The organism is Arthrobacter sp. 1088 (assembly GCF_031455315.1).
GTDB lineage: Bacteria > Actinomycetota > Actinomycetes > Actinomycetales > Micrococcaceae > Arthrobacter.
In genome coordinates this window covers 148906-169167 of the sequence record NZ_JAVDSM010000012.1, presented here as the reverse complement: position 1 = coordinate 169167, position 20262 = coordinate 148906, and the positions used below count along the sequence as shown (strand labels likewise).

The 20262-nt window shown below is 62.3% G+C and carries 15 protein-coding genes; 7 read left to right on the top strand and 8 right to left on the bottom strand.

Annotation, left to right across the window (positions count from 1 at the left end; genetic code table 11):
* Positions 1–183: 183 nt before the first annotated feature.
* From J2Y41_RS18780 to J2Y41_RS18750, 7 genes are all read left to right on the top strand, one after another.
* Positions 184–1551, top strand: coding sequence for a DUF6421 family protein (locus J2Y41_RS18780; protein WP_309930704.1), 1368 nt, complete (start codon positions 184–186; stop codon positions 1549–1551).
* On the top strand, positions 1551–2300 hold the full coding sequence (locus J2Y41_RS18775) for an SDR family NAD(P)-dependent oxidoreductase (protein WP_309930702.1): 750 nt from the start codon (positions 1551–1553) through the stop codon (positions 2298–2300). Before J2Y41_RS18780 ends, J2Y41_RS18775 begins: the two co-directional genes overlap by 1 nt.
* Positions 2301–2310: 10 nt before the next feature.
* On the top strand, positions 2311–3429 hold the full coding sequence (locus J2Y41_RS18770; RefSeq protein WP_309930699.1) for a low specificity L-threonine aldolase: 1119 nt from the start codon (positions 2311–2313) through the stop codon (positions 3427–3429).
* Positions 3430–3498: 69 nt separating this feature from the next.
* A complete protein-coding gene (locus J2Y41_RS18765) occupies positions 3499–4158 on the top strand; it encodes a DUF3000 domain-containing protein (protein ID WP_309930697.1) in 660 nt (219 codons plus the stop codon).
* 59 nt (positions 4159–4217) lie between these two features.
* Positions 4218–5561: an HRDC domain-containing protein gene (locus J2Y41_RS18760; protein WP_224089632.1), complete on the top strand. Its 1344-nt coding sequence runs from the start codon at positions 4218–4220 to the stop codon at positions 5559–5561.
* Between the two features lie 236 nt (positions 5562–5797).
* Entirely contained in the window at positions 5798–7066 is a 1269-nt protein-coding gene (locus tag J2Y41_RS18755; RefSeq protein ID WP_309930694.1) for an acetyl-CoA C-acyltransferase, read from the top strand.
* Entirely contained in the window at positions 7063–9207 is a 2145-nt protein-coding gene (locus tag J2Y41_RS18750) for a 3-hydroxyacyl-CoA dehydrogenase NAD-binding domain-containing protein (RefSeq protein ID WP_309930692.1), read from the top strand. Before J2Y41_RS18755 ends, J2Y41_RS18750 begins: the two co-directional genes overlap by 4 nt.
* Positions 9208–9305: 98 nt before the next feature.
* Here J2Y41_RS18750 and J2Y41_RS18745 read toward each other — a convergent pair whose 3' ends face one another.
* The 8 genes from J2Y41_RS18745 to J2Y41_RS18710 all read right to left on the bottom strand — a co-directional run bounded on the left by J2Y41_RS18745 (position 9306) and on the right by J2Y41_RS18710 (position 20262).
* The gene (locus tag J2Y41_RS18745) at positions 9306–10283 is read right to left on the bottom strand and encodes an aldo/keto reductase (RefSeq protein WP_309930690.1); all 978 of its coding nucleotides are present in this window, start codon (positions 10281–10283) and stop codon (positions 9306–9308) included.
* Between the two features lie 43 nt (positions 10284–10326).
* Positions 10327–10545 (bottom strand): hypothetical protein, encoded by a 219-nt coding sequence (locus tag J2Y41_RS18740; protein WP_224089628.1) that lies wholly within the window; start codon positions 10543–10545, stop codon positions 10327–10329.
* Between the two features lie 32 nt (positions 10546–10577).
* Positions 10578–11138, bottom strand: a complete 561-nt coding sequence (locus J2Y41_RS18735; RefSeq protein ID WP_224089626.1) for a hypothetical protein — start codon at positions 11136–11138, stop codon at positions 10578–10580.
* The gene (locus tag J2Y41_RS18730) at positions 11135–11704 is read right to left on the bottom strand and encodes a DUF402 domain-containing protein (RefSeq protein WP_309930687.1); all 570 of its coding nucleotides are present in this window, start codon (positions 11702–11704) and stop codon (positions 11135–11137) included. The genes J2Y41_RS18735 and J2Y41_RS18730 overlap by 4 nt, the downstream gene beginning before the upstream one ends.
* Complete coding sequence (gene dxs, locus J2Y41_RS18725) at positions 11701–13674, bottom strand: 1-deoxy-D-xylulose-5-phosphate synthase (protein ID WP_224089624.1); 1974 nt, start codon at positions 13672–13674, stop codon at positions 11701–11703. Before dxs ends, J2Y41_RS18730 begins: the two co-directional genes overlap by 4 nt.
* Before the next feature lie 172 nt (positions 13675–13846).
* A complete protein-coding gene (acnA, locus tag J2Y41_RS18720; protein WP_224167096.1) occupies positions 13847–16657 on the bottom strand; it encodes an aconitate hydratase AcnA in 2811 nt (936 codons plus the stop codon).
* Positions 16658–16921: 264 nt separating this feature from the next.
* The gene (locus tag J2Y41_RS18715) at positions 16922–18289 is read right to left on the bottom strand and encodes a TRAM domain-containing protein (RefSeq protein ID WP_309930685.1); all 1368 of its coding nucleotides are present in this window, start codon (positions 18287–18289) and stop codon (positions 16922–16924) included.
* A complete protein-coding gene (locus tag J2Y41_RS18710) occupies positions 18286–20262 on the bottom strand; it encodes an APC family permease (RefSeq protein WP_224089621.1) in 1977 nt (658 codons plus the stop codon). The genes J2Y41_RS18715 and J2Y41_RS18710 overlap by 4 nt, the downstream gene beginning before the upstream one ends.

Genomic DNA, 20262 nt, shown 5'->3' with positions numbered 1-20262 from the left:
CCTTCCGGGGCGGTCTCGCGTGCGATGCCCGTCCCGGAAAGCGCAGCTGCTGCATCTCGGACGCTTTGAAACAACCGTTTCCACCAGAGTTTCTTATGCTCAACCGTTTTTTGGATTAGCTAAACTTTTCGGTTGCTACGCTCACATCAGAAGCATGAACGACTTCTGAAAGGACGAGCATCAATGACTATCACCGCCACCGCCGCCCTCCCGCGTGTCACTGCCGACAACGCGGAGTGGACTGCACTCAAGGCCGCTGCCACCGCACTCCAGGCCTACCAGGAGCAGGACGGTTCCATTAAGGATCCGGCTGCCCACGCTGAAGCCGCCCAACTGGTGGCAAGGATTTCGGACGCCATCAACACGCTGGCCCCTCATTTCCCCCACGACGCCCGATACCTTGAATTGTTGGTGGAAGACTTCAGCCGCTGGGTTCAGGACGGCTTTGGAGTTCCGGATTTCCTGGACTCCCTCCAGGCCTTCCAGCCGCAGGAACAGCGGGTGGATGGACTCCAGCATCTGGTGGTTTTCCCGATGTACACCCAGAACGGCAGCACCAACCGGCTGGTGGAGGCTGTCTTGATCGAGGTTATTTGGCCGGAGTTCATTGGGGGACTGGAAGCTGGCGAGTACTCCAACAAGCTGTTCGTTCCGATCCGTTTTGTGGATTTCACACCGGGCTACGACACCAACTCGGCAGTCCTCTTCCCGGAGACAGTGGCTGTCCGGGAGACGCCGACATTCACGTGGGGCGCCATCTTTGCAGACCGCGAAGCGGCCCGCTTCCGGCGCGTACTCAAGGCTGCGGCGGCCACCACGTCACTTGAGCTCCCTGCGGACGCCGCGGAGCTCCTTGAAGACCAGGAACTCACCCAGCGCACCTTCGTCATGTGGGATTTGATCCACGACCGCACGCACATGCGCGGCGACCTTCCCTTTGATCCGTTCATGATCAAGCAGCGCATGCCGTTCTTCCTCTACTCTTTGGAGGAGCTCCGATGCGACCTGACGGCCTTCCGGGAGTCCGTTCGCATCGAAAAGGACGAGAACGCCGATCCTGATGCCCGCAAGCACGCCAAGCTCGTGCAGTACGCGGTGATTTTTGACCGGATCTTCCGGTTCGCGATCACAGGCAGCCGGGTCCGCAATTACGACGGCCTTGGTGGCCAGCTCCTGTTCGCGTGGATGCACCAACACCACGTGCTGCACTGGACGGACAGCAAGCTCCGCATCGACTGGGACGAAGCGGCAGATGTAGTCATCGAACTCGGTGCCAGGATCGAAGAGCTGTACTGGCGTTCCATCGACCGCCCGAAGGCTGCCCACTGGCTTGCGGCCTACGAACTCATTTCCGGTACAGTGACTCCACACCCGGCATCGATCTGGGCCAAGGGCCCTGATGCCTTGCCTTTGAACGGTGCCCCCCGCGCCCTTACCGATCAAGTCCTGGACGATGAGTTCCCGCTGTCCATGTTCTACGAAGCATTGGAGAAGAAAATGCGCCCTGTTATCGAATCCACTACCGGCATCACTGGCGCGATGGCGGCCTGATGAGCCCACTGACAGTCCTCGTGACCGGCGGCAGCAGCGCGTCCGGCGTCGCCGCGGCGCGCGCTTTGGCGGCTGCCGGTCACAGGGTTTTCACCATCGGTTCAGACGACGTCCGCATCAAGACCGCAGCTTTGGAGGCCGGAGATGGCGTGACTCCGCTGGTTTGCGACCTCGCGAGCCTTGACGCCGTCCGCGAACTTGCAGAGACGATTCGTCAGCTCGGCATCGACCGGGTAGACGGCGTCATCCATCTTGTGGGTGGCTGGCGCAGTGCGACCGGCATCGAGGACCAGTCCGACGACGACTGGGCCTCCCTTGAAGAGGGCGCGATCACCACCCTGCGCAATGTCTCCCGCGTCTTCTATCGCCAGTTGGAAGAATCACCATATGGCCGTTTTGCCATGGTCTCGTCCACTACTGCGTCTGCTCCCACAGCCGCTACCGCCAGCTATGCGGCTGCCAAGGCCGCTGCGGAAGCCTGGACACTCGCGGTAGCGGACGGTTTCCGGCAAGCGCAGGCCGGAGACGCGCAAGACCCCGCACCGCAGCAAGCCGCCGCACCGCAGCAACACAGCGCCGCTGTTATCTTCGTGGTCAAATCCCTCGTCGATGCCGGAATGCGGCGCGAGCATCCGGAGCGGCGTTTCCCCGGCTATACCGACGTCGAAGAACTGGCCGCTGCCGTCGTCGGGCTCTTCGACAAACCTGCGGCCACCATCAACGGCCAGCGCATCGTGTTGGCCAAATAGACTTGAAAGCGTGAACGAACCAGTGACGAGCACAACAGAGGCAATCCCCAGCGCCACCGCAGCATCGGGGCAACTCCACGATCCTTCGGTCCGGGGGTTTGCCTCGGACAATTACTCCGGGGTCCACCCGGAGATCCTCTCTGCCCTGGCTACAGCCAACGGAGGCCACCAGGTCTCTTATGGTGAGGACGTTTACACCGCCCGGCTCCAGGAGGTCCTGGAACAGCAGTTCGGCAGTGGCATCGAAACCTTCCCGGTCTTCAATGGCACAGGGGCCAACGTCCTGTCCCTGCAGTCTCTCCTCCCCCGCTGGGGCGCCGTCATTTGCGCTTCCACGGCGCACATCAACATGGACGAGAATGGGGCGCCCGAGCGCGTGGGCGGCATCAAGCTCCTGCAGGTTCCCACGGAAGACGGAAAGCTCACGCCCGCGTTGATCGACCGTGAAGCCTGGGGCTGGGGCGATGAGCATCGCGCGCAACCCTTGGTTGTCTCCATCACCCAGACCACCGAGTTGGGCACCTGCTACACGCCTGAAGAAGTGCGCGCCATCGCCGATCACGCCCATGCCAAGGGCATGAAGTTGCACATGGACGGAGCGCGGCTGGCAAACGCTGCAGCTCACCTTGGCGTCCCCCTGCGTACGTTCACGCGCGACGCCGGTGTGGACATCCTGTCATTCGGCGGTACCAAGAACGGACTGCTTTTTGGTGAAGTCGTGGTTGCCCTCAACCCTGAAGCCGCCGACGGCCTGAAATTCCTTCGGAAAATGAACATGCAGCTGGCTTCGAAGATGCGCTTCATTTCGGCGCAGTTCATAGCCTTGCTGGAGGACGGACTGTGGCTGCGGTCAGCGGCCCACGCCAACGCGATGGCGGCACGCCTGCGCTCGGCGATCGAGGGTATCGACGGCGTGGAGCCCACCCAGGCGACACAATCGAACGGCGTCTTTGCGATCCTGCCCGCCGGAGTCGCAGACCGCCTGCGCTCATCCTTCGCCTTTTACGATTGGGACGCTGCCCGTGGTGAAGTCAGGTGGATGTGTTCCTTCGATACCACGGAGGAAGATATCGATGCCTTCGTCGCCGCCATTAAGCGGGAGCTGGCCAGCGATTTGGCGGCCAGCTAACAAGTGAACAAGGAATTGTCCGGGGCGGCGAGCCTACAGGGATTCGCCGCCCCGGACGCATAATCTGCGATGGTGAACGCCCTCGCCCAGGTTCCCTCGGAATTTCTTTTCGCCTTGGGAACGCTACGAAAAGCACAATGCCGCAGCGAACTGCGGTTGGACGAAATCCCCGCGCCTGCCCGTCTGGCACCATATGCCGTGGCCCTTGGAGCGGAAGTCTTCAGCCCCACGGCCGCCACCCGGCAGGTACCGGTCCACGGCCCTGCAGCCAAAGCCTTCGCCGAAAAGCAGAACGCCGGCATTCCGGATGAAGAGGACGAGGAATTGGCGACGGGCCGTTTCATCCTGCTGTACGATCCCGATGGATCCGCCGTATGGGAAGGCGAATTCAGGATTGTCACCTATATCCGCGCCCAGATGGATGCCGAAATGGGAAACGACACCATGCTGGGTTCCGTCGCCTGGACCTGGCTGGTGGAAGCCCTTGAAAACCATGCTGCCCAGTACCGCGCTGCCGGAGGGACCGCCACGAGGATTCTCTCCGAGAGCTTCGGCACCCTCTCCGATCGCCCCGACACAATAGATATCGAATTGCGGGCCTCCTGGACGCCTGCCACGGCCAATGTGCAAGCACACCTGGAAGCCTGGTCTGACATGGTTTGTACGTTCGCCGGACTGCCGCCCCTTCCACCAGGCGTCACTGGACTACCCAACAGGAGGCTCAATTGAATGCCCTGAATTCGTCCGCGAGGGCCTGCAGCAGCAGGAATCGGTAAGCTTAAGCCACCATGACCCCTGAAAACCTGGATAAAACCACAACCGGCGATCCGGTTGCTGATCCCACGACCCACATCAAAGTTGAAGGCTTCGACAGCCACATCCCTGAAGTCATCGATCTCGATACCCCGCGCGAAGGCGTGCCGCTGGTCATCGATACCTTGGCAGGACTGGAGCGCTGCGCCGCGGCCATCGCCGCCGGAACAGGGCCCGCCGGTGTCGACGCTGAACGCGCTTCCGGATTCCGCTACGGCCAACGCGCTTTCCTGGTCCAAATCCGGCGCGAAGGAGCCGGCACCTGGTTGATCGACCCCGAGCCCTTTGACAACCTGGACATCGTCAATGACGCCCTGCGGGGCGTCGAATGGATCCTGCATGCTGCCACCCAGGACCTGCCGTGCCTTTCCGAACTGGGCATGTGGCCGGACAAACTCTTCGATACCGAACTCGCGGCCCGTCTCGCCGGGCTTCCCCGCGTGGGGCTCGCTGCCGTCATCGAACAACTCCTTGGGTTCGGTCTCGCCAAAGAACATTCCGCCGCAGACTGGTCCACCCGGCCGTTGCCGGAACCCTGGCTGCGCTACGCTGCCCTCGACGTCGAAGTCCTGGCCGAACTACGCGAGGAACTTATCGAACTTCTGGAGGCCGACGGCAAGCTCGGATTCGCCGAGGAAGAATTCGCGGGAATCCTGGCTGCGGGCATCGCACCCCCGCGGGTGGATCCATGGCGGAAGACATCCGGACTCCACCAGATCCGTGACCGCCGCCAGCTGGCCGCCGTTCGGGAACTGTGGCAGGAACGGGATCAACTAGCTCGCAAGCGAGATGTCGCTCCCGGCCGGCTCATCCCGGATTCCGCCCTCGTCGCAGCAGCCAAGGCTCTTCCCACGACCGTTCCACAGCTCCTGGCCACCAAGGGCTTCCATGGCAGGTCCGCCCAGCGCGAAGCCCCCAGATGGCTGCGGTGCATAACGACTGCCCGCACGCTCACCGAACTGCCTCCCCTGCACTTGGCTACCAACGCCCCACCCCCGCCACGCGTGTGGGTGGACCGGGATCCGGCCGCTGCGGCACGCCTCGCCACGGCCCGCCCCGCGCTGCAGGAAAAGGCCGACGAACTGAAACTTCCCATTGAGAACCTGCTCACCCCGGACTACCTGCGGCGCGTGGCGTGGCGCCCGCCGTCGGACGTTTCTTTGGAATCAGTGGCCGAAGAGCTACGCACCCTTGGTGCGCGGGAATGGCAAATCTCCTTCGCCGCACCCATCCTGACCGAGGCGTGCCTGAACCCAAAGCCACTCCCCGGCAAGGAGTCCAAGCCGAGGGAAGCACAGCAGTCCAAGGACTCTGACTGAACCACTACCTTGCCTCCGGGCCCGTCACGCGAACTCCGGTTCGAGGTGGCGGGCCTTTTGCGTCCCAGGACCCCCTGGCATTCCCTTGCATATTCCAAGCCCAGCACCTTGCAGACCCAGCACCTTGCAGACTCAGCACCTTGCACCCTAAGTTACTGGCGAGTAACATTGCATCAATGCCAGCCGGAGATCCGCTCTGCGGGATCCGGCACCATGTCTCAACGAGGAGTTAACACATGAGTCCATCACGCAACGCCCAGAGGAGCGTCCGCGACGTCGTGTTCGTGGATGGTGTGCGGACACCCTTCGGTAAAGCCGGCGAGAAAGGCATCTATGCGGGTACGCGGGCTGATGACCTGGTAGTGAAATGCATCCGGGAACTGATGCGCCGCAATCCGTCATTGCCTGCTGACCGCATTGATGAGGTAGCCATCGCCGCAACAACCCAGACAGGCGATCAAGGGCTAACCATCGGCAGGACGGCTGCCCTCCTGGCGGGCCTTCCCCGCACGGTGCCCGGCTTCGCAATAGACCGTATGTGCGCCGGAGCCATGACGGCAGTGACGACGACGGCGAGTGGCATCGGCTTTGGCGCGTACGACGTCGTCATTGCCGGCGGCGTGGAGCACATGGGCAACCACCCCATGGGCTCAGGCGCTGATCCCAATCCTCGGTTCATGTCCGAGCGGCTCGTAGATCCAGCAGCGCTGAACATGGGCAACACGGCCGAGAATTTGCACGACCGCTTCCCGGCCATCACCAAGGACCGAACGGACGCCTACGCGGCCGCGTCGCAGGCGAAACTGGCCGAAGCCTATTCCCGCCAGCAGATCCAGGACGACCTCGTCCCGGTCGCCACCATGAAGCCAGGGCAGGGTTGGGCACTTCACACCCAGGATGAGCCGCCCCGCCCGGGAACCACAGTGGAGGATCTCGCCGAACTGCGTACGCCCTTCCGGGCCCATGGGCGGGTTACGGCGGGCAACGCAGCAGGCTTGAACGACGGCGCGACGGCTGCGGTGCTCGCTTCGGCAGAAGCCGCGGCGGAATTGGGCCTACCGGTCAAGATGCGTTTGGTTTCCTATGCCTTCGCGGGAGTAGAACCTGAAGTCATGGGAATCGGTCCCGTGCCAGCCACGGAAAAGGCCCTCAAGAACGCGGGCCTCGCTATCGAAGACATCGGGTTGTTCGAGATCAACGAGGCCTTCGCCGTGCAGGTCCTGAGCTTCCTTGACCACTTCGGCATCGCGGATGACGACACCCGGGTCAACCGCTACGGCGGGGCGATCGCCGTCGGACATCCGCTCGCTTCCTCGGGCGTTCGGTTGATGAACCAACTGGCGCGGCAATTCCAGGAAGACCCCACTGTCCGTTATGGCATCACCACCATGTGCATCGGCCTGGGCATGGGTGCCACAGTGATCTGGGAGAATCCGAACCACGCTGATTTCGAATCCTCCGTCCCGGCTTCAAGCCACGCCACCACAGAAGGAGCCGCCGCATGAGCGCCGCAGAATTCCAGAAGCTCGCCTCCCTCTTCCCTGACGAGATCGTGACGCATTCCTATGTCCAGGACATCCAGCTTCCAGGCGGTGCAGGCACCTTCGCCCTCATCACCCTGGACAACGGACTGGACCACTCCAAACCCACCACCCTGGGTCCAAACACCCTGGTGGAATTGGGACAGGTCCTGGAAGGGCTCAAGGACCGCGCCGCCAAGGGCGAGATCGTCGGCGTCGGCGTAACCGGCAAACCCTACTTCCTGGTGGCCGGCGCAGACCTCTCTGCAGTGAAGACCCTCAAGGAACGCGAACATGGCTTGTGGATGGCCCAGCTTGGACACGCGGTGTACTCCACCCTGGCCAACCTCGGGGTGCCCAGCTTCGCCTTCATCAATGGCCTGGCCCTTGGCGGAGGACTGGAGATCGCCCTGCAATCCACCTATCGGACCGTCTCCACCGGCGCCGGCGCCCTCGCACTGCCTGAGGCGTTTATTGGCCTTGTTCCGGGCTGGGGCGGCGTATACATTCTCCCCCGCTTGATCGGACCCGAAAATGCCGTCAAGGTAATGATCGAGAACCCGCTCAGCAACAACCGCACACTCACCGGCCCGGAGGCCTTTGAGCTCGGCATTGCCGATGCCCTCTTCGAGCCGGCCGACTTCGTGGAGCAGTCTCTGGCATGGGCTGCCCGTGTCATTGCCGGCGAAGAAACACCAGCACGGAAGAACGCCGTCGACCCCTCGGACGAGGACACCGCCCGCCGCTGGGCTGAAGCGGTCTCAGCAGGCCGTGCGTTTGTGGAGGCGAAGACGTCCAATGCCTCTCCCGCGCCTGCCAAGGTGCTGGACATCATGGAAGCAAACCGCACCATGAGCCAAGGCGAATCGGCCGAACTGGAATGTGAAACCCTTGCCGGCCTGATGCAGACGGATGAGTTCCGCTCCACCGTGTACGCCTTCCTGGACCTCGTCCAGAAGCGCTCCAAGCGGCCTGCAGGCGCACCGGACCGCAAGCTGGCGCGACCGGTCACCAAAGTGGGCGTGGTAGGTGCAGGGCTCATGGCAAGCCAGTTGGCGCTACTTTTCGCGCGCCAACTCAAGGTGCCTGTCGTGATGACAGACATCGATCAGGCCAGGGTGGACAAGGGCGTTGCGTACGTCCACGCAGAAGTCGACAAATTGCTGGCAAAGAAGCGGATCAAGGCCGACGCCGCCAACCGGACCAAGGCGCTGGTCACCGGTTCGGTATCCAAGGAAGTCTTCGCTGATGCGGACTTCGTCATCGAAGCCGTGTTTGAAGAACTGAACATCAAGAAGCAGGTATTCGCGGAAGTCGAAGAGATCGTCTCCCCCGAGTGCATCCTCGCCACCAACACTTCCTCGCTGTCTGTTACCGCCATGGCCGAGGACCTCCGTTACCCGGAGCGGCTGGTGGGCTTCCATTTCTTCAACCCTGTTGCCGTCATGCCCCTCGTGGAAATTGTCAGGGCGCCGAAGACTGACGACGCCGTTCTTGCCACGGCTTTTGAACTCGCCAAGGGCCTGAAGAAGACCGCGGTCCTCGTTAAGGACGCGCCGGCGTTCGTCGTGAACCGCATCCTGCTCCGCCTCATGGGCGAAGTTATCGCGGCCTTCGACGAAGGCACCCCCGCCGAAGTGGCAGACACCGCTTTGCGGCCCATGGGTCTGCCGATGACTCCCTTCACCTTGAGCGCCATGGTGGGACTGCCGGTCGCACAGCATGTGCAGGAGTCCCTCCACAATGCCTTCGGAGACCGTTTCCCCGTTTCACAGAACCTGCAGAAGCTCATCGACAACGGCGTAAAGTCCCTCTGGGTCCCAGGTCCGGATGGACAGCCAATCATCCCGGCTGAGACCCTGGCCATCATGTCCTTCGGCAACACTCCCTCCACACGCGAGGACGTGCTGCGGCGAACCCAGGATGCACTGGCCGAAGAAATCGGACTGATGCTCGAGGAAGGCGTAGTTGCCGGGCCTGAGGACATCGACCTCTGCGTCATCCTGGGAGCGGGCTGGCCCATGTTCCTGGGTGGCATCACTCCATATCTGGACCGTGTTGGTGCCTCCGAACGCGTCAATGGCAAGCGTTTCCTGGCACCGGGCGTCGCCTCCGCCCCAGCCTAAATCGGCATCGGGGCCCCAGCCTGAATCGGCATCAGGGAGGGCAGTGGCCGGAGCGAAAGCCCCCGCCACTGCCCTTTCCTGTTTGAGCCTTTTGCCGTCTAGAAGAGTGCCACTTTGGGAGCACGCGGGAAGATGTCGTCCAGTTCCTCGCGCTCCTCCTGGCTCGGGACCCAGCACACTGCTTCAGCGTTCTCACGAATCTGCTCCGGACGCGTCGCCCCGGCAATAACACTGCTGACGCCGGGTTGGGCTGCCAACCACGAGAATGCCAGCTGGAGTTCGGTGATGCCCCGCTCCTTGGCGAACTGGCCAAAGCGGCCCAGCTGCTGCCAGTCGGCGTCATGCACCAGATTGGTTCGCGTGTGGCTCAGGCGGGAGCCCTTGGGGGCATGACCGGCGGAGTACTTGCCGGTGAGCAGGCCGTTGGCCAGGGGGAAGTAAGGAAGCACGCCAAGCGAGAAGGCGCCCGCGGCAGGAAGTACTTCGAGCTCGGCGCGGCGGTCCAGGAGGTTGTAGTGGTTCTGGGTTGAAATGAAGCGAACCCCTCCAGACTGCCGCCCAACGTACTCGGCCTCGGCGATCTGCCATCCGGCGAAGTTCGAGTGTCCGATGTAGCGGACCTTGCCGCTGCTGACCAGGACATCCAGCGCTGCAAGGGTTTCCTCGATGGGCGTCTGTGGGTCCGGGGTGTGGAACTGGTAGAGGTCGATCCACTCCGTGCCCAGCCTGCGTAGCGAGGCTTCCACCGCGTTGAGGATGTAGCGCCTGGAACCGCGCGCGCCAAAGTCATTGCCATTGGCCCCGCGCATATCCATACCAAACTTGGTACCGATGACGACGTCGTCGCGATGCCCCTTCAGCGCTTTGCCAAGCATGGTCTCGCTGAGGCCAGGTTCCCGGCCGTAGACATCCGCGACGTCGAAGAACGTCACCCCGGCATCGATCGCGGCGTGGACAACGGCATCCGTGCCTTCCTGCGACTCCGTGGGAGTGTTGGCGCGCCCCAGATTGTTACAACCCAGCCCTACAGCTGAGACGGTCAGTCCGGAATGGCCAAGGCGTCGATATTCAGTCATGGAACCCAGCCTATAACGCCACTCCGGGGCCCATGGCCGACGTTTAGCGCAAGCCGAAAGTGATGCCGGATTCCTCCATTGCCTCCTCGAGCTGGGCTATGGCCACCGGTCCCATGCCGTGGAGCTTGGAGGCTTTCTGTTCGCCGAACTCGGCCAGCTGTTCCAAAGTTTCGATGCCTTCGTGGGCCAGGGCGCGTTTTGCCGGCGCCGCAAGACCCTTGGGCAGCGGCGTATGTCCGGGCCAGTTGCTCTTGGACGACATGGAACATCCCTCCTGAGTGCGTTAGGTCCTACTTAGAGGGTAAAGCCCACACCTTGCTTGGGCGAGTGCTTCAGGCGGAATGCCGTGGGGTCGCTGTGCGGAGCCGCTGCGATGGAGAGCTTGGTGAAATCCAGGTCCTCATTGCGAACGCAGATCTTGATGGCATTGACGGCCTTGTTGACATCCGGGCAAAGGCAAAAGACGTTCAGGCGCGAGTTCCCAATCTCCGTGCGGTCCACGATTCCCAGTCCCCGCCAAGCCAGTTCACCGGTCAGGGCCGCCTTGGCCTTGCGCTCGAAGTGACGGTCACGTTCTGTGCCGTCCTTGGTCTTCAGAGCGAATTGTGCCACTACCCAAAACTGCTCGGACTCGGGGATCTCAGCGAATCCGTCCTCTTCACACTGGGCAGCGAAAGCCGCCATCAAGCCGTCTACGGAAGAGTCGTCGTCGACCCCTGTTTCATCAGTCTTGCTTTGATGGCCCACCACCCCGTGATTGATCACGAACTGGTGGTCGTCGTCGTCGTACCAGGCTTCACGGAAGTGAAGTACTCCCTCGTCGTCGCGCTTGTATGCGCGGATAATGCCGCTCATGTTCGTCCTTTCCTGAACCACTCTGCACTGGTGTTGCTGGTGCCCTCGACGTCGAATGGAGCCTTCATGGCGTCCACTGCTTCACGAAGGGCTGCGCACTCCGCACGCATGGTTTCCACGGTTTCTGCGGGATATCCCATGCTTACCCTGTGGTCCTCAAACTCATCCTCGTCATCGACGAACACACCGTGAAGGGTGGATCGGATGACGTCCAGGTCCATATCGATCATGTGGAACTCGGTGACGCCTGGCCTGATCGTGTTCCACCCATGGCCGGTTGCCAGGTCTACGTAGATCCGGAAGTCACCCGGGTAGGTGTCGTCATAGAACGTGGCTACGAATTCGCCGGTCCGCGGTACCAGCAGGACGGCATCCGAAGCTGTGTAGAAGGCAGCACCGGGACGCGAACAGAACTCGCCCGCGCCCTGGAAAATCCACCACCCGTGGATGTCCTCACCCAGGTAGCGGCCGGGCACAACCCAGTGGGCCTTGCCGTTCCATTTCCTGTTTCTCGCCACCACGAGGTCACCGGGCTGCAGGGAGCCCGGCTCGCGATCGGGACTCACAGCTTGGGCAGACTGCCGGTGGTGGGGTGTTCCTGACCTGGCAGGGGTCGCGCAAAGGGGACCTTTGTACCCAGGACCTGGGCTACGACGTCGTGGGCTATTTTCTGGGCCGTCAGTCCGACGCGTTCCAGGACCTGGCTCCTGGATCCGTGCACCAGGAACTCAACAGGCAAGCCCACCTCGTTCAAAGCCGTATCAACACCGGCTGCGCGCATTTCCTGGCGGATGCGCGAACCCACGCCGCCGGCCCGGACGCCGTCTTCGATGCAGATGACCAGACGATGCCTGGCGGCAAGGGCGATGATTGACCTGCGGACAGGCAGGAGCCAACGGGGATCAACCACCGTTGAGCTGATTCCCTGGGCGCCAAGCCGGCCGGCGACATCCAGGGCGAGTTCGGACATGGCGCCAACGCTGATGATGAGGACGTCGTTTTCGCTGGAACCCTCGGGACGTCGTGCGAGGATATCCACGCCATCGTGGAGCCGCTCAATAGCCTCCACTTCAGAACCGACGCTGCCCTTGGAGAAACGCACCACCGTGGGGGCGTCATTGATGGCGACCGCCTCGCGCAGTTCTTCCCTGAGCCGGGTGGCGTCGCGCGGTGCGGCCAAATGGAGTCCGGGGACAATCTGGACCATTGCCATGTCCCACATACCGTGATGGCTGGGACCGTCCGGCCCTGTAACGCCTGCACGGTCCAGGACGATCGTGACCCCTGCCTTGTGGAGTGCCACATCCATCAGGAGCTGATCGAAGGCACGGTTCAGGAAGGTTGCGTAAACCGCCACCACCGGGTGCAGGCCACCGTAGGCCATCCCCGCAGCAGACGTGAGTGCATGCTGTTCGGCGATACCGACGTCGATAACGCGTTCAGGATGGCGCTCCGCGAATTTATGCAGACCGACCGGTATCAGCATTGCCCCGGTGATACCGACAATGTCAGGACGCTCGTCAGCGATGTCGGCGATTTCCTCGGCGAAGACCGAGGTCCAGGATCTGGCACCGGGCCTTTCGGTCGGCTCACCCGTCTCTGGATCAATGATTCCCACAGCGTGGAATTGATCGGCCTCGTTGGCAAGGGCGGGGGCATAGCCGTGGCCCTTTTCGGTCATCGCATGCACGATCACGGGGCCACCGTAGGCCTTGGCCGTTGTGAGGGCGTGCTCCATGGCCTGGAGGTTGTGGCCGTCCACCGGACCGATGTACTTCATGCCCAGGTCTTCAAACATTCCCTGGGGCGCCCACCAGTCCTTGATGCCCTTCTTCATGGCGTGCAGGCTCTTGTAGGTGAACTGGCCTACGGGACCACCGTTCTGGAGCTTCTTCTTCCACCAGTCAAGCATCCGCTCATAGGCCGGCGTCGTCCGCAAAGTGTCGATGGTGGGACGCAGCGATGCCAGATAGTCGGCAAAACCGCCCACAGTAGGTGCATAGGAGCGGCCGTTGTCGTTGACAACAATCACCACGCGGCGCCGCTTATCAGCGGCAATATTATTGATTGCTTCCCAGGTCATGCCACCCGTGAGGGCACCGTCCCCTACAACCGCGACGACGAACCGGTCGCCTTCGCCGGTCAGCTGCCGGGCGCGGGAAATGCCGTCCGCCCAGGACAAAGACGACGATGCATGGGAGCTTTCGACGATGTCATGCTCGGATTCGGCGCGGTCAGGGTAACCGGAGAGGCCACCCTGCTGCCGGAGCGTACTGAAGTCCTGCCTGCCCGTGAGGAGCTTGTGGACATAGGACTGGTGCCCGGTGTCAAAGACAATGCTGTCCCGGGGAGACTCGAAGATGCGATGCACGGCAAGCGTGAGCTCGACGACGCCGAGGTTGGGACCCAGGTGTCCACCCGTAGCGGCGACGTTGGTAATCAGGAAATTCCTGATCTCGCCGGCCAGCTGTTCCAGCTCTTGGCCGGACAGTTTTGCCAGGTCCTGTGGATCCTTGATGGTTTCCAAGAGTCCCAACGGCCCTCCTTAGGGTGAATGACGTGCTTGTTAACTCTAGCGCGTGCCCGGGGCAGGCGTTTTCGCGCCTGTGGAGGATGAATAGTCATCCACAGACGCAGCAGCCCCGGCTGGTCGGGCGACCAGCCGGGGCTGCCTGCATTGGAGAATCAGCTGGAAACCAGCAGGTTCACTATGCTGCGGAGATCTGACGCAGGACGTACTGCAGGATGCCGCCGTTGCGGTAGTAGTCCGCTTCACCCGGGGTATCGATGCGCAGGACAGCGTCGAAGGACTTGGACGTGCCGTCCTCGGCCTTTGCCGTGACCTTGAGCGTCTTGGGCGTGGTGCCGTTGTTCAGCGCCGTGACGCCTTCAACCGAGAACGTCTCCGTACCGGTCAGGCCCAGGGTTGCCGCAGACTCGCCAGCGGGGAACTGCAGGGGAAGAACGCCCATGCCGATGAGGTTGGAGCGGTGGATGCGCTCGTAGCTCTCGGCAATGACGGCCTTGACACCCAGGAGGGCCGTGCCCTTGGCTGCCCAGTCACGGGATGATCCGGAACCGTATTCCTTGCCTGCAAGGACAACCAGCGGCGTTCCCGCAGCCTGGTAGTTCTGCGCAGCATCGTAAACGTACGCCTGGGGTGCACCTTCCTGGCTGAAGTCGCGGGTGAAGCCACCTTCGACGCCGTCCAGGAGCTGGTTCTTGATGCGGATGTTGGCAAACGTACCGCGGATCATGACTTCGTGGTTGCCACGGCGCGAGCCGTAGGAGTTGAAGTCCTTGCGCTCCACGCCATTGGACAGGAGGTACTGCCCTGCCGGCGTGTCGGACTTGAAGGAGCCGGCTGGCGAGATGTGGTCGGTGGTGACGGAATCGCCGAGCTTGAGCAACACGCGGGCACCCTGGATGTCCTTGACGGGGTCCGGCTGTGCCTTCATGCCCTCGAAGTATGGGGGCTTGCGGACATACGTGGAGTCCTCGGCCCAGGCGAAGGTGTCGCCTGCAGGAGTGTCCAGTGCCTTCCAGCGCTCGTCGCCGTCGAAGACGCCCTCGTAACCCTTGGCGAACATGGCCTTGTCGATGGAGGAGTCAATGACTTCCTGCACCTCGATGGGGTTGGGCCAGATGTCCTTCAGGAAGACTTCGTTGCCCTCGGAGTCCGTGCCCAGGGCATCGGTATCGAAATCGAAGTCCATGGAACCGGCCAGGGCGTAAGCGATGACCAACGGCGGGGAGGCCAGGTAGTTCATCTTGACGTCCGGGTTGATACGGCCTTCGAAGTTGCGGTTGCCCGAGAGGACAGCCGTCACGGAGAGGTCGTTGGCCTGGATGGCTTCCGAGATTTCCGGCTCCAGAGGGCCGGAGTTGCCGATGCACGTCGCGCAGCCGTAGCCAACGATGTAGAACCCCAGCTTTTCCAGGTACGGGGTCAGGCCGGACTTCTCGTAGTAGTCCGTAACGACCTTCGAACCCGGAGCCACGGAAGTCTTGACCCACGGCTTGGACGTCAGGCCCTTGTCAACGGCGTTGCGTGCAAGGAGGGCTGCAGCCAACATGACGGACGGGTTGGAGGTGTTGGTGCAGGAAGTGATCGAGGCGATCGATACTGCACCGTGGTCCAACTCAAACTCACGGCCGTCAGCGGTCTTGATGTGCACCGGAGCGGACGGGCGGCCCTGCGCGCCGTTGGCGGCGGAAGCAACGCGTGCGGTCTCCGTGGTGTGCGAATCCGCGTGCGTGAAGGAAGGAGCATCCGAAGCCGGGAACGATTCGTCCAATGCCTCGTCAACGCTGCCGTCTTCAATGGCGACGTAGTTGTGGATGTCCTTGCGGAACTGCTCCTTGGCATCGGTCAGCTCGATGCGGTCCTGGGGACGCTTCGGGCCGGAGATGGAGGGAACAACCGTTGAAAGGTCCAGCTCGAGGAACTCGGAGAAGCGCAGCTCGCGGGAAGGATCGTGCCAGAGGCCCTGTTCCTTGGTGTATGCCTCCACCAGGGCGACATTCTCTTCGGAACGGCCGGTCAGGCGCAGGTAGTCCAAGGTGACATCGTCAATCGGGAACATGGCAGCCGTGGAACCGAACTCCGGGCTCATGTTTCCGATGGTTGCACGGTTTGCCAGCGGCACAGCGGCAACGCCTTCACCGTAGAATTCGACGAACTTGCCAACAACACCGTGCTTGCGCAGCATCTCGGTGATGGTCAGCACAACGTCCGTTGCGGTGGCACCGGCCGGGATGCTGCCGTTGAGCTTGAAGCCCACCACGCGGGGAATCAGCATGGAGACGGGCTGGCCAAGCATGGCAGCCTCGGCTTCGATGCCGCCGACGCCCCAGCCCAGGATGCCCAGACCGTTGACCATGGTGGTGTGGGAGTCGGTTCCGACGCAGGTGTCCGGGTAGGCACGAAGCACGCCGTCGACCTCACGGGTCATGACTGTGCGGGCCAAGTACTCGATGTTGACCTGGTGGACAATGCCGGTTCCCGGAGGAACAACCTTGAAGTCATCGAAGGCCGTCTGGCCCCACCGCAGGAATTGGTAGCGCTCACCATTGCGCTGGTATTCGATCTCCATGTTGCGCTCCAGTGCGCCGGAGTTACCGAAGGCGTCGATCTGGACGGAGTGGTCGATGACCATTTCGGCGGGTGCCAGGGGGTTGACGCGCTTGGGGTCGCCGCCAAGTTCTTTCACGGCCTCGCGCATGGTGGCGAGGTCTACAACGCAGGGTACGCCGGTGAAGTCCTGCATGATGACCCGGGCAGGGGTGAACTGGATTTCCGTGTCGGGCTCCGCATTGGGGTCCCAACCGGCCAGGGCGCGGACGTGGTCAGCCGTTATATTGGCGCCATCCTCAGTCCGCAGGAGGTTTTCAAGCAATACCTTGAGGCTGAACGGAAGGCTGTCTGCGCCCTCTACGGAGTTCAACCGGAAAATTTCATAATCGGTGCCGGCTACATTCAGTACGCCTTTGGAACCGAAGCTGTCCACAGTGCTCATGGCAGGACTCCTCTCGCAACAGTTTCATCTTTGTCGCGTGGTTGGCCGCTAGCCAGTTAGGCGCACCTTACTTAGCCGGGCGGCACTCTCAGTTGGTCAACCCCTGCCCCCGCGCGGAACTATGCGGAGCGGGGCTGCTATGTGGGACTACTATGCCCATCGTAGTGGCATCGATCACGTTCAAGCACCGCTGTCAGGCAGCTCCATCAAACGCGGCAACCCACGCATCGCCCGCCATCGGTGGCGTGACGGGCGATAACCGGCCTAACCGGCGGGAACGATGAGGCTGACGGTTTCCAGGTGATGGGTGTGGGGGTACAGGTCAAAGGCCCTCAATGACTCCAAGCGCCAACCCCCTTGCTGGAAGTAACCCAGATCACGTGCAAAAGAAGCCGGATCACAGGACACATAGGCAATTGCCCTGGGATGTGAGGCCATGAGTTGGTTTACCACTGCTTTTCCAGCACCCACGCGCGGTGGGTCCAGGACCAGGGAATCGAAGTTCCGTGGTCGCTGGTGCAATACCCGCTCCACTCGTCCCTGGACGATCTCGACATGGGATTCTCCATGCAGGTTCTTGCGCGCATCACGGCTGGTGCCAGGTGATCCTTCAACGGACAAAACCGAACCAGTAACGCCCACCGCATCAGCCAAAGGAGCAGTAAAAAGTCCGGCACCGGCATAGAGGTCGGCCACCGCCGCACCGGGTTGGAGATACCCTCCGCCTGCGAGGTAGCCGGTCACCGCGTCCACAAGGGTATCGGGCGCGTCCTTATGAATCTGCCAGAACCCTTCGCCCGTCACACGGTATTCATGCCCTGCCGCCGATTCCTGCACCCAGGTCCTCCCCCGAAGCTGCAGCACCTGGCCCTTGCCGGGATCGAAGCTGGCTACGGAGACATCATGCGGCAACTGCGAAAGGACGCTGTGTAGCCGCTTGGGACTGGTCGTTTCCTCCGGCGCCAGCAACACCAGCGGCCTGGAGCCATTGGCAGGTGTCGCCACTTCCACACGCGCTATCCCGCTGAGATCGAGGTCCCACAACCTGAGGTCGTTGATTCCGGGAAGTGCCAAGGGCATCTCCCGGATCGGCACCACGACGTCGGAACGGTGGGCATGCATACCCAGCCGCCCCTTGGAGGTCACGGCAAAGCTGGCGCGCGTACGCCAGCCGAGTCCGCCGTCGTCGTTGGCACCTACGCCCTCAACCTCGACCGCAAGGTCCAGGCCGGCGAGTCTCTTGAGCTGCTCCGACAACACTTCAGCCTTCAGGGCGCGCTGCCGCTGCAGGGAAATGTGGCCGAGCTCGGCACCTCCCACGGGCGGATTTCCGTGCTGCCAGGCCGCCAGCGAATCTGCCGGCTTCCAGAAGTGCGGCACGCGGTCCGGCGAGGCTTCCAGGACCTCCACGACGTCGGCACGCCAGAAGCGCGACGAGTCGCCGGAGTCGGTCAACCGGATCCCGACCTTCTCCCCCGGAATGCCGTGGCGTACGAAGATGACGCGGCCCTCATGGCGTGCGACGAAATGCCCGCCATGCGCGACGGGGCCAACGTCAACGGTCAGTTCGGTGCCGGCTGTACCTTGGCCTCCGCTGTTGTCAGTAAGGGGTGAAATGCTGTGGGAGGTCATTGGGTATCCTGCAGTGCCTTTGCTTCTTCGGAGGACTTCAGCTGCCACGGAACGCTGGCAACCATGACTCCAGGTTCAAAGTGGAGCCGCGTCTTGATTCTGAGGGCCGTCTGGTTGTGGACCAACTGCTCCCACCATTTGCCCACGACGTACTCGGGGATGTACACCACGATCAAGTCGCGGGGAGAGTCGCGTCTCATGTTCTTGATGTACTCCATGATGGGAGTCACGGTCTCACGGTAGGGGCTGGCCAGTACGGTGAGGGGTACTGGAATTTCCAGCTTCTCCCAATCCCGGACGGTATGTTCTGTCTCTTCGGAGTTGATATCCACGGTGACCGCGTCGAGTCGCGAAGGCCGCGACGCCCGGGCGTAGGCCAGGGCACGCAATACAGGCTTGCGGACGTGGGACACAAGCAAAACGGCGTGGACCCGGGTGGGCAATGCGCGCGGCGATGAATCCTCGTCAACTGCCAACTCCTTGGCAACATTGTCATAGTGCGCCCGGATACTCCACATGATGAGGAACAGCACGAACATTGCCAGGAGTGCGATCCAGGCACCTTGCTCGAACTTGGTGATGAGGACGATGACCAAGACCAACCCCGTCATGCCGAAGCCCACCATGTTGATGGTCCGGGACTTGATGATCCTGCGGCGTACCGACTTGTCCCTGGCCAGTTTCAGTTCCCGGCCCCAGTGGCGGACCATGCCGAGTTGGCTGGCGGTGAAGGAAATGAAGACACCCACGATGTACAGCTGGATGAGCTTGGTGACGTCGGCGTTGAACGAAAGGATGAGGACCAGCGCTCCGGCGGCCAGGGCCAGCACGCCGTTGCTGAAGGCCAACCTGTCGCCGCGGGTTCGGAGCTGGCGGGGCAGGTAGCCGTCCTGCGCAAGGATGGATCCCAGCACGGGGAAGCCGTTGAAGGCGGTGTTGGAAGCGAAGACAAGGATGACGCCAGTGGCGGCCACCACCACGTAAAAGGGAATGGAACCGGCCCCAAAAATGGTGTCTGCGATCTGGCTGATGGCCGGGTTCTGGATATAGCCCTCGGGCAACGGCTTGCCGTCAAGTAGGAATTCCTTGGCGGGATCCAGAACAATGTGGACCTTGGTGGCGTTGGCGAGGTAAAGGATGCCGGCCAGCATGGCCGCCGCGATCGCGCCCAGCAACAGCAGTGTTGTGGCAGCGTTCTTGCTCTTGGGCTTCTGGAAATTGGGCACCCCGTTGCTGATCGCCTCCACACCCGTCAATGCCGCGGCGCCCGAGGAAAAGGCACGCAGCAACAGGAATGCACCGGCAAGTCCAACGAGGCCTTCATCGAAGCCGGCTTCGGGCACGATGGTGAAGTTGGCGGATGGCGCCTGGCCAAGTTGTCCCGTCAGCGCCTGGAAGATGCCCACGAGGGTCATGCCCAGGATGGACGCCATGAAGATATAGGTGGGAACGGCGAAGACCGTGCCGGCCTCCTTGATGCCCCGCAGGTTGACCAGGGCGAGAATGATCACGCCCACAGTCGCGATCATCGCCTGTTGGCCGTGCAATGAAGGGATCGCCGTGGTGAGGTAGGCGGCTGCGGAAGACATCGATACCGCAACGGTCAGGACGTAGTCCACCAAGAGCGCGGAAGCAACGGTGAGCCCGGCATATTTGCCCAGGTTGACGTTGGCGATCTCATAGTCGCCCCCGCCCGATGGGTAGGCGTGCACATTCTGCCGATAGGAGGCAACCACTGTGAGCAAAACCACCATCACGGCCAAGCCGACGAACGGGGAGAAGGCCACGGCGCTGACACCGGCGAGAGCCAGGGTCAGCAGGATTTCATCCGGCGCGTAGGCCACTGAAGACAGGGCGTCCGAGGCGAAGATCGGCAAAGCGATGCGTTTGGGCAAGAGGGTGTGGGATAAGCGGTCATTCCGGACTGGCCGGCCCACAACCACACGCTTCGCAGCATTCAGTATTGTCAACAC

Coding starts and splice junctions, on each gene's coding strand:
- J2Y41_RS18780 (WP_309930704.1), top strand. CDS start 184: ATGACTATCACCGCCACCGCCGCCCTCCCGCGTGTCACTGCCGACAAC.
- J2Y41_RS18775 (WP_309930702.1), top strand. CDS start 1,551: ATGAGCCCACTGACAGTCCTCGTGACCGGCGGCAGCAGCGCGTCCGGC.
- J2Y41_RS18765 (WP_309930697.1), top strand. CDS start 3,499: ATGGTGAACGCCCTCGCCCAGGTTCCCTCGGAATTTCTTTTCGCCTTG.
- J2Y41_RS18760 (WP_224089632.1), top strand. CDS start 4,218: ATGACCCCTGAAAACCTGGATAAAACCACAACCGGCGATCCGGTTGCT.
- J2Y41_RS18755 (WP_309930694.1), top strand. CDS start 5,798: ATGAGTCCATCACGCAACGCCCAGAGGAGCGTCCGCGACGTCGTGTTC.
- J2Y41_RS18750 (WP_309930692.1), top strand. CDS start 7,063: ATGAGCGCCGCAGAATTCCAGAAGCTCGCCTCCCTCTTCCCTGACGAG.
- J2Y41_RS18745 (WP_309930690.1), bottom strand. CDS start 10,283: ATGACTGAATATCGACGCCTTGGCCATTCCGGACTGACCGTCTCAGCT.
- J2Y41_RS18740 (WP_224089628.1), bottom strand. CDS start 10,545: ATGTCGTCCAAGAGCAACTGGCCCGGACATACGCCGCTGCCCAAGGGT.
- J2Y41_RS18735 (WP_224089626.1), bottom strand. CDS start 11,138: ATGAGCGGCATTATCCGCGCATACAAGCGCGACGACGAGGGAGTACTT.
- acnA (WP_224167096.1), bottom strand. CDS start 16,657: ATGAGCACTGTGGACAGCTTCGGTTCCAAAGGCGTACTGAATGTAGCC.
- J2Y41_RS18715 (WP_309930685.1), bottom strand. CDS start 18,289: ATGACCTCCCACAGCATTTCACCCCTTACTGACAACAGCGGAGGCCAA.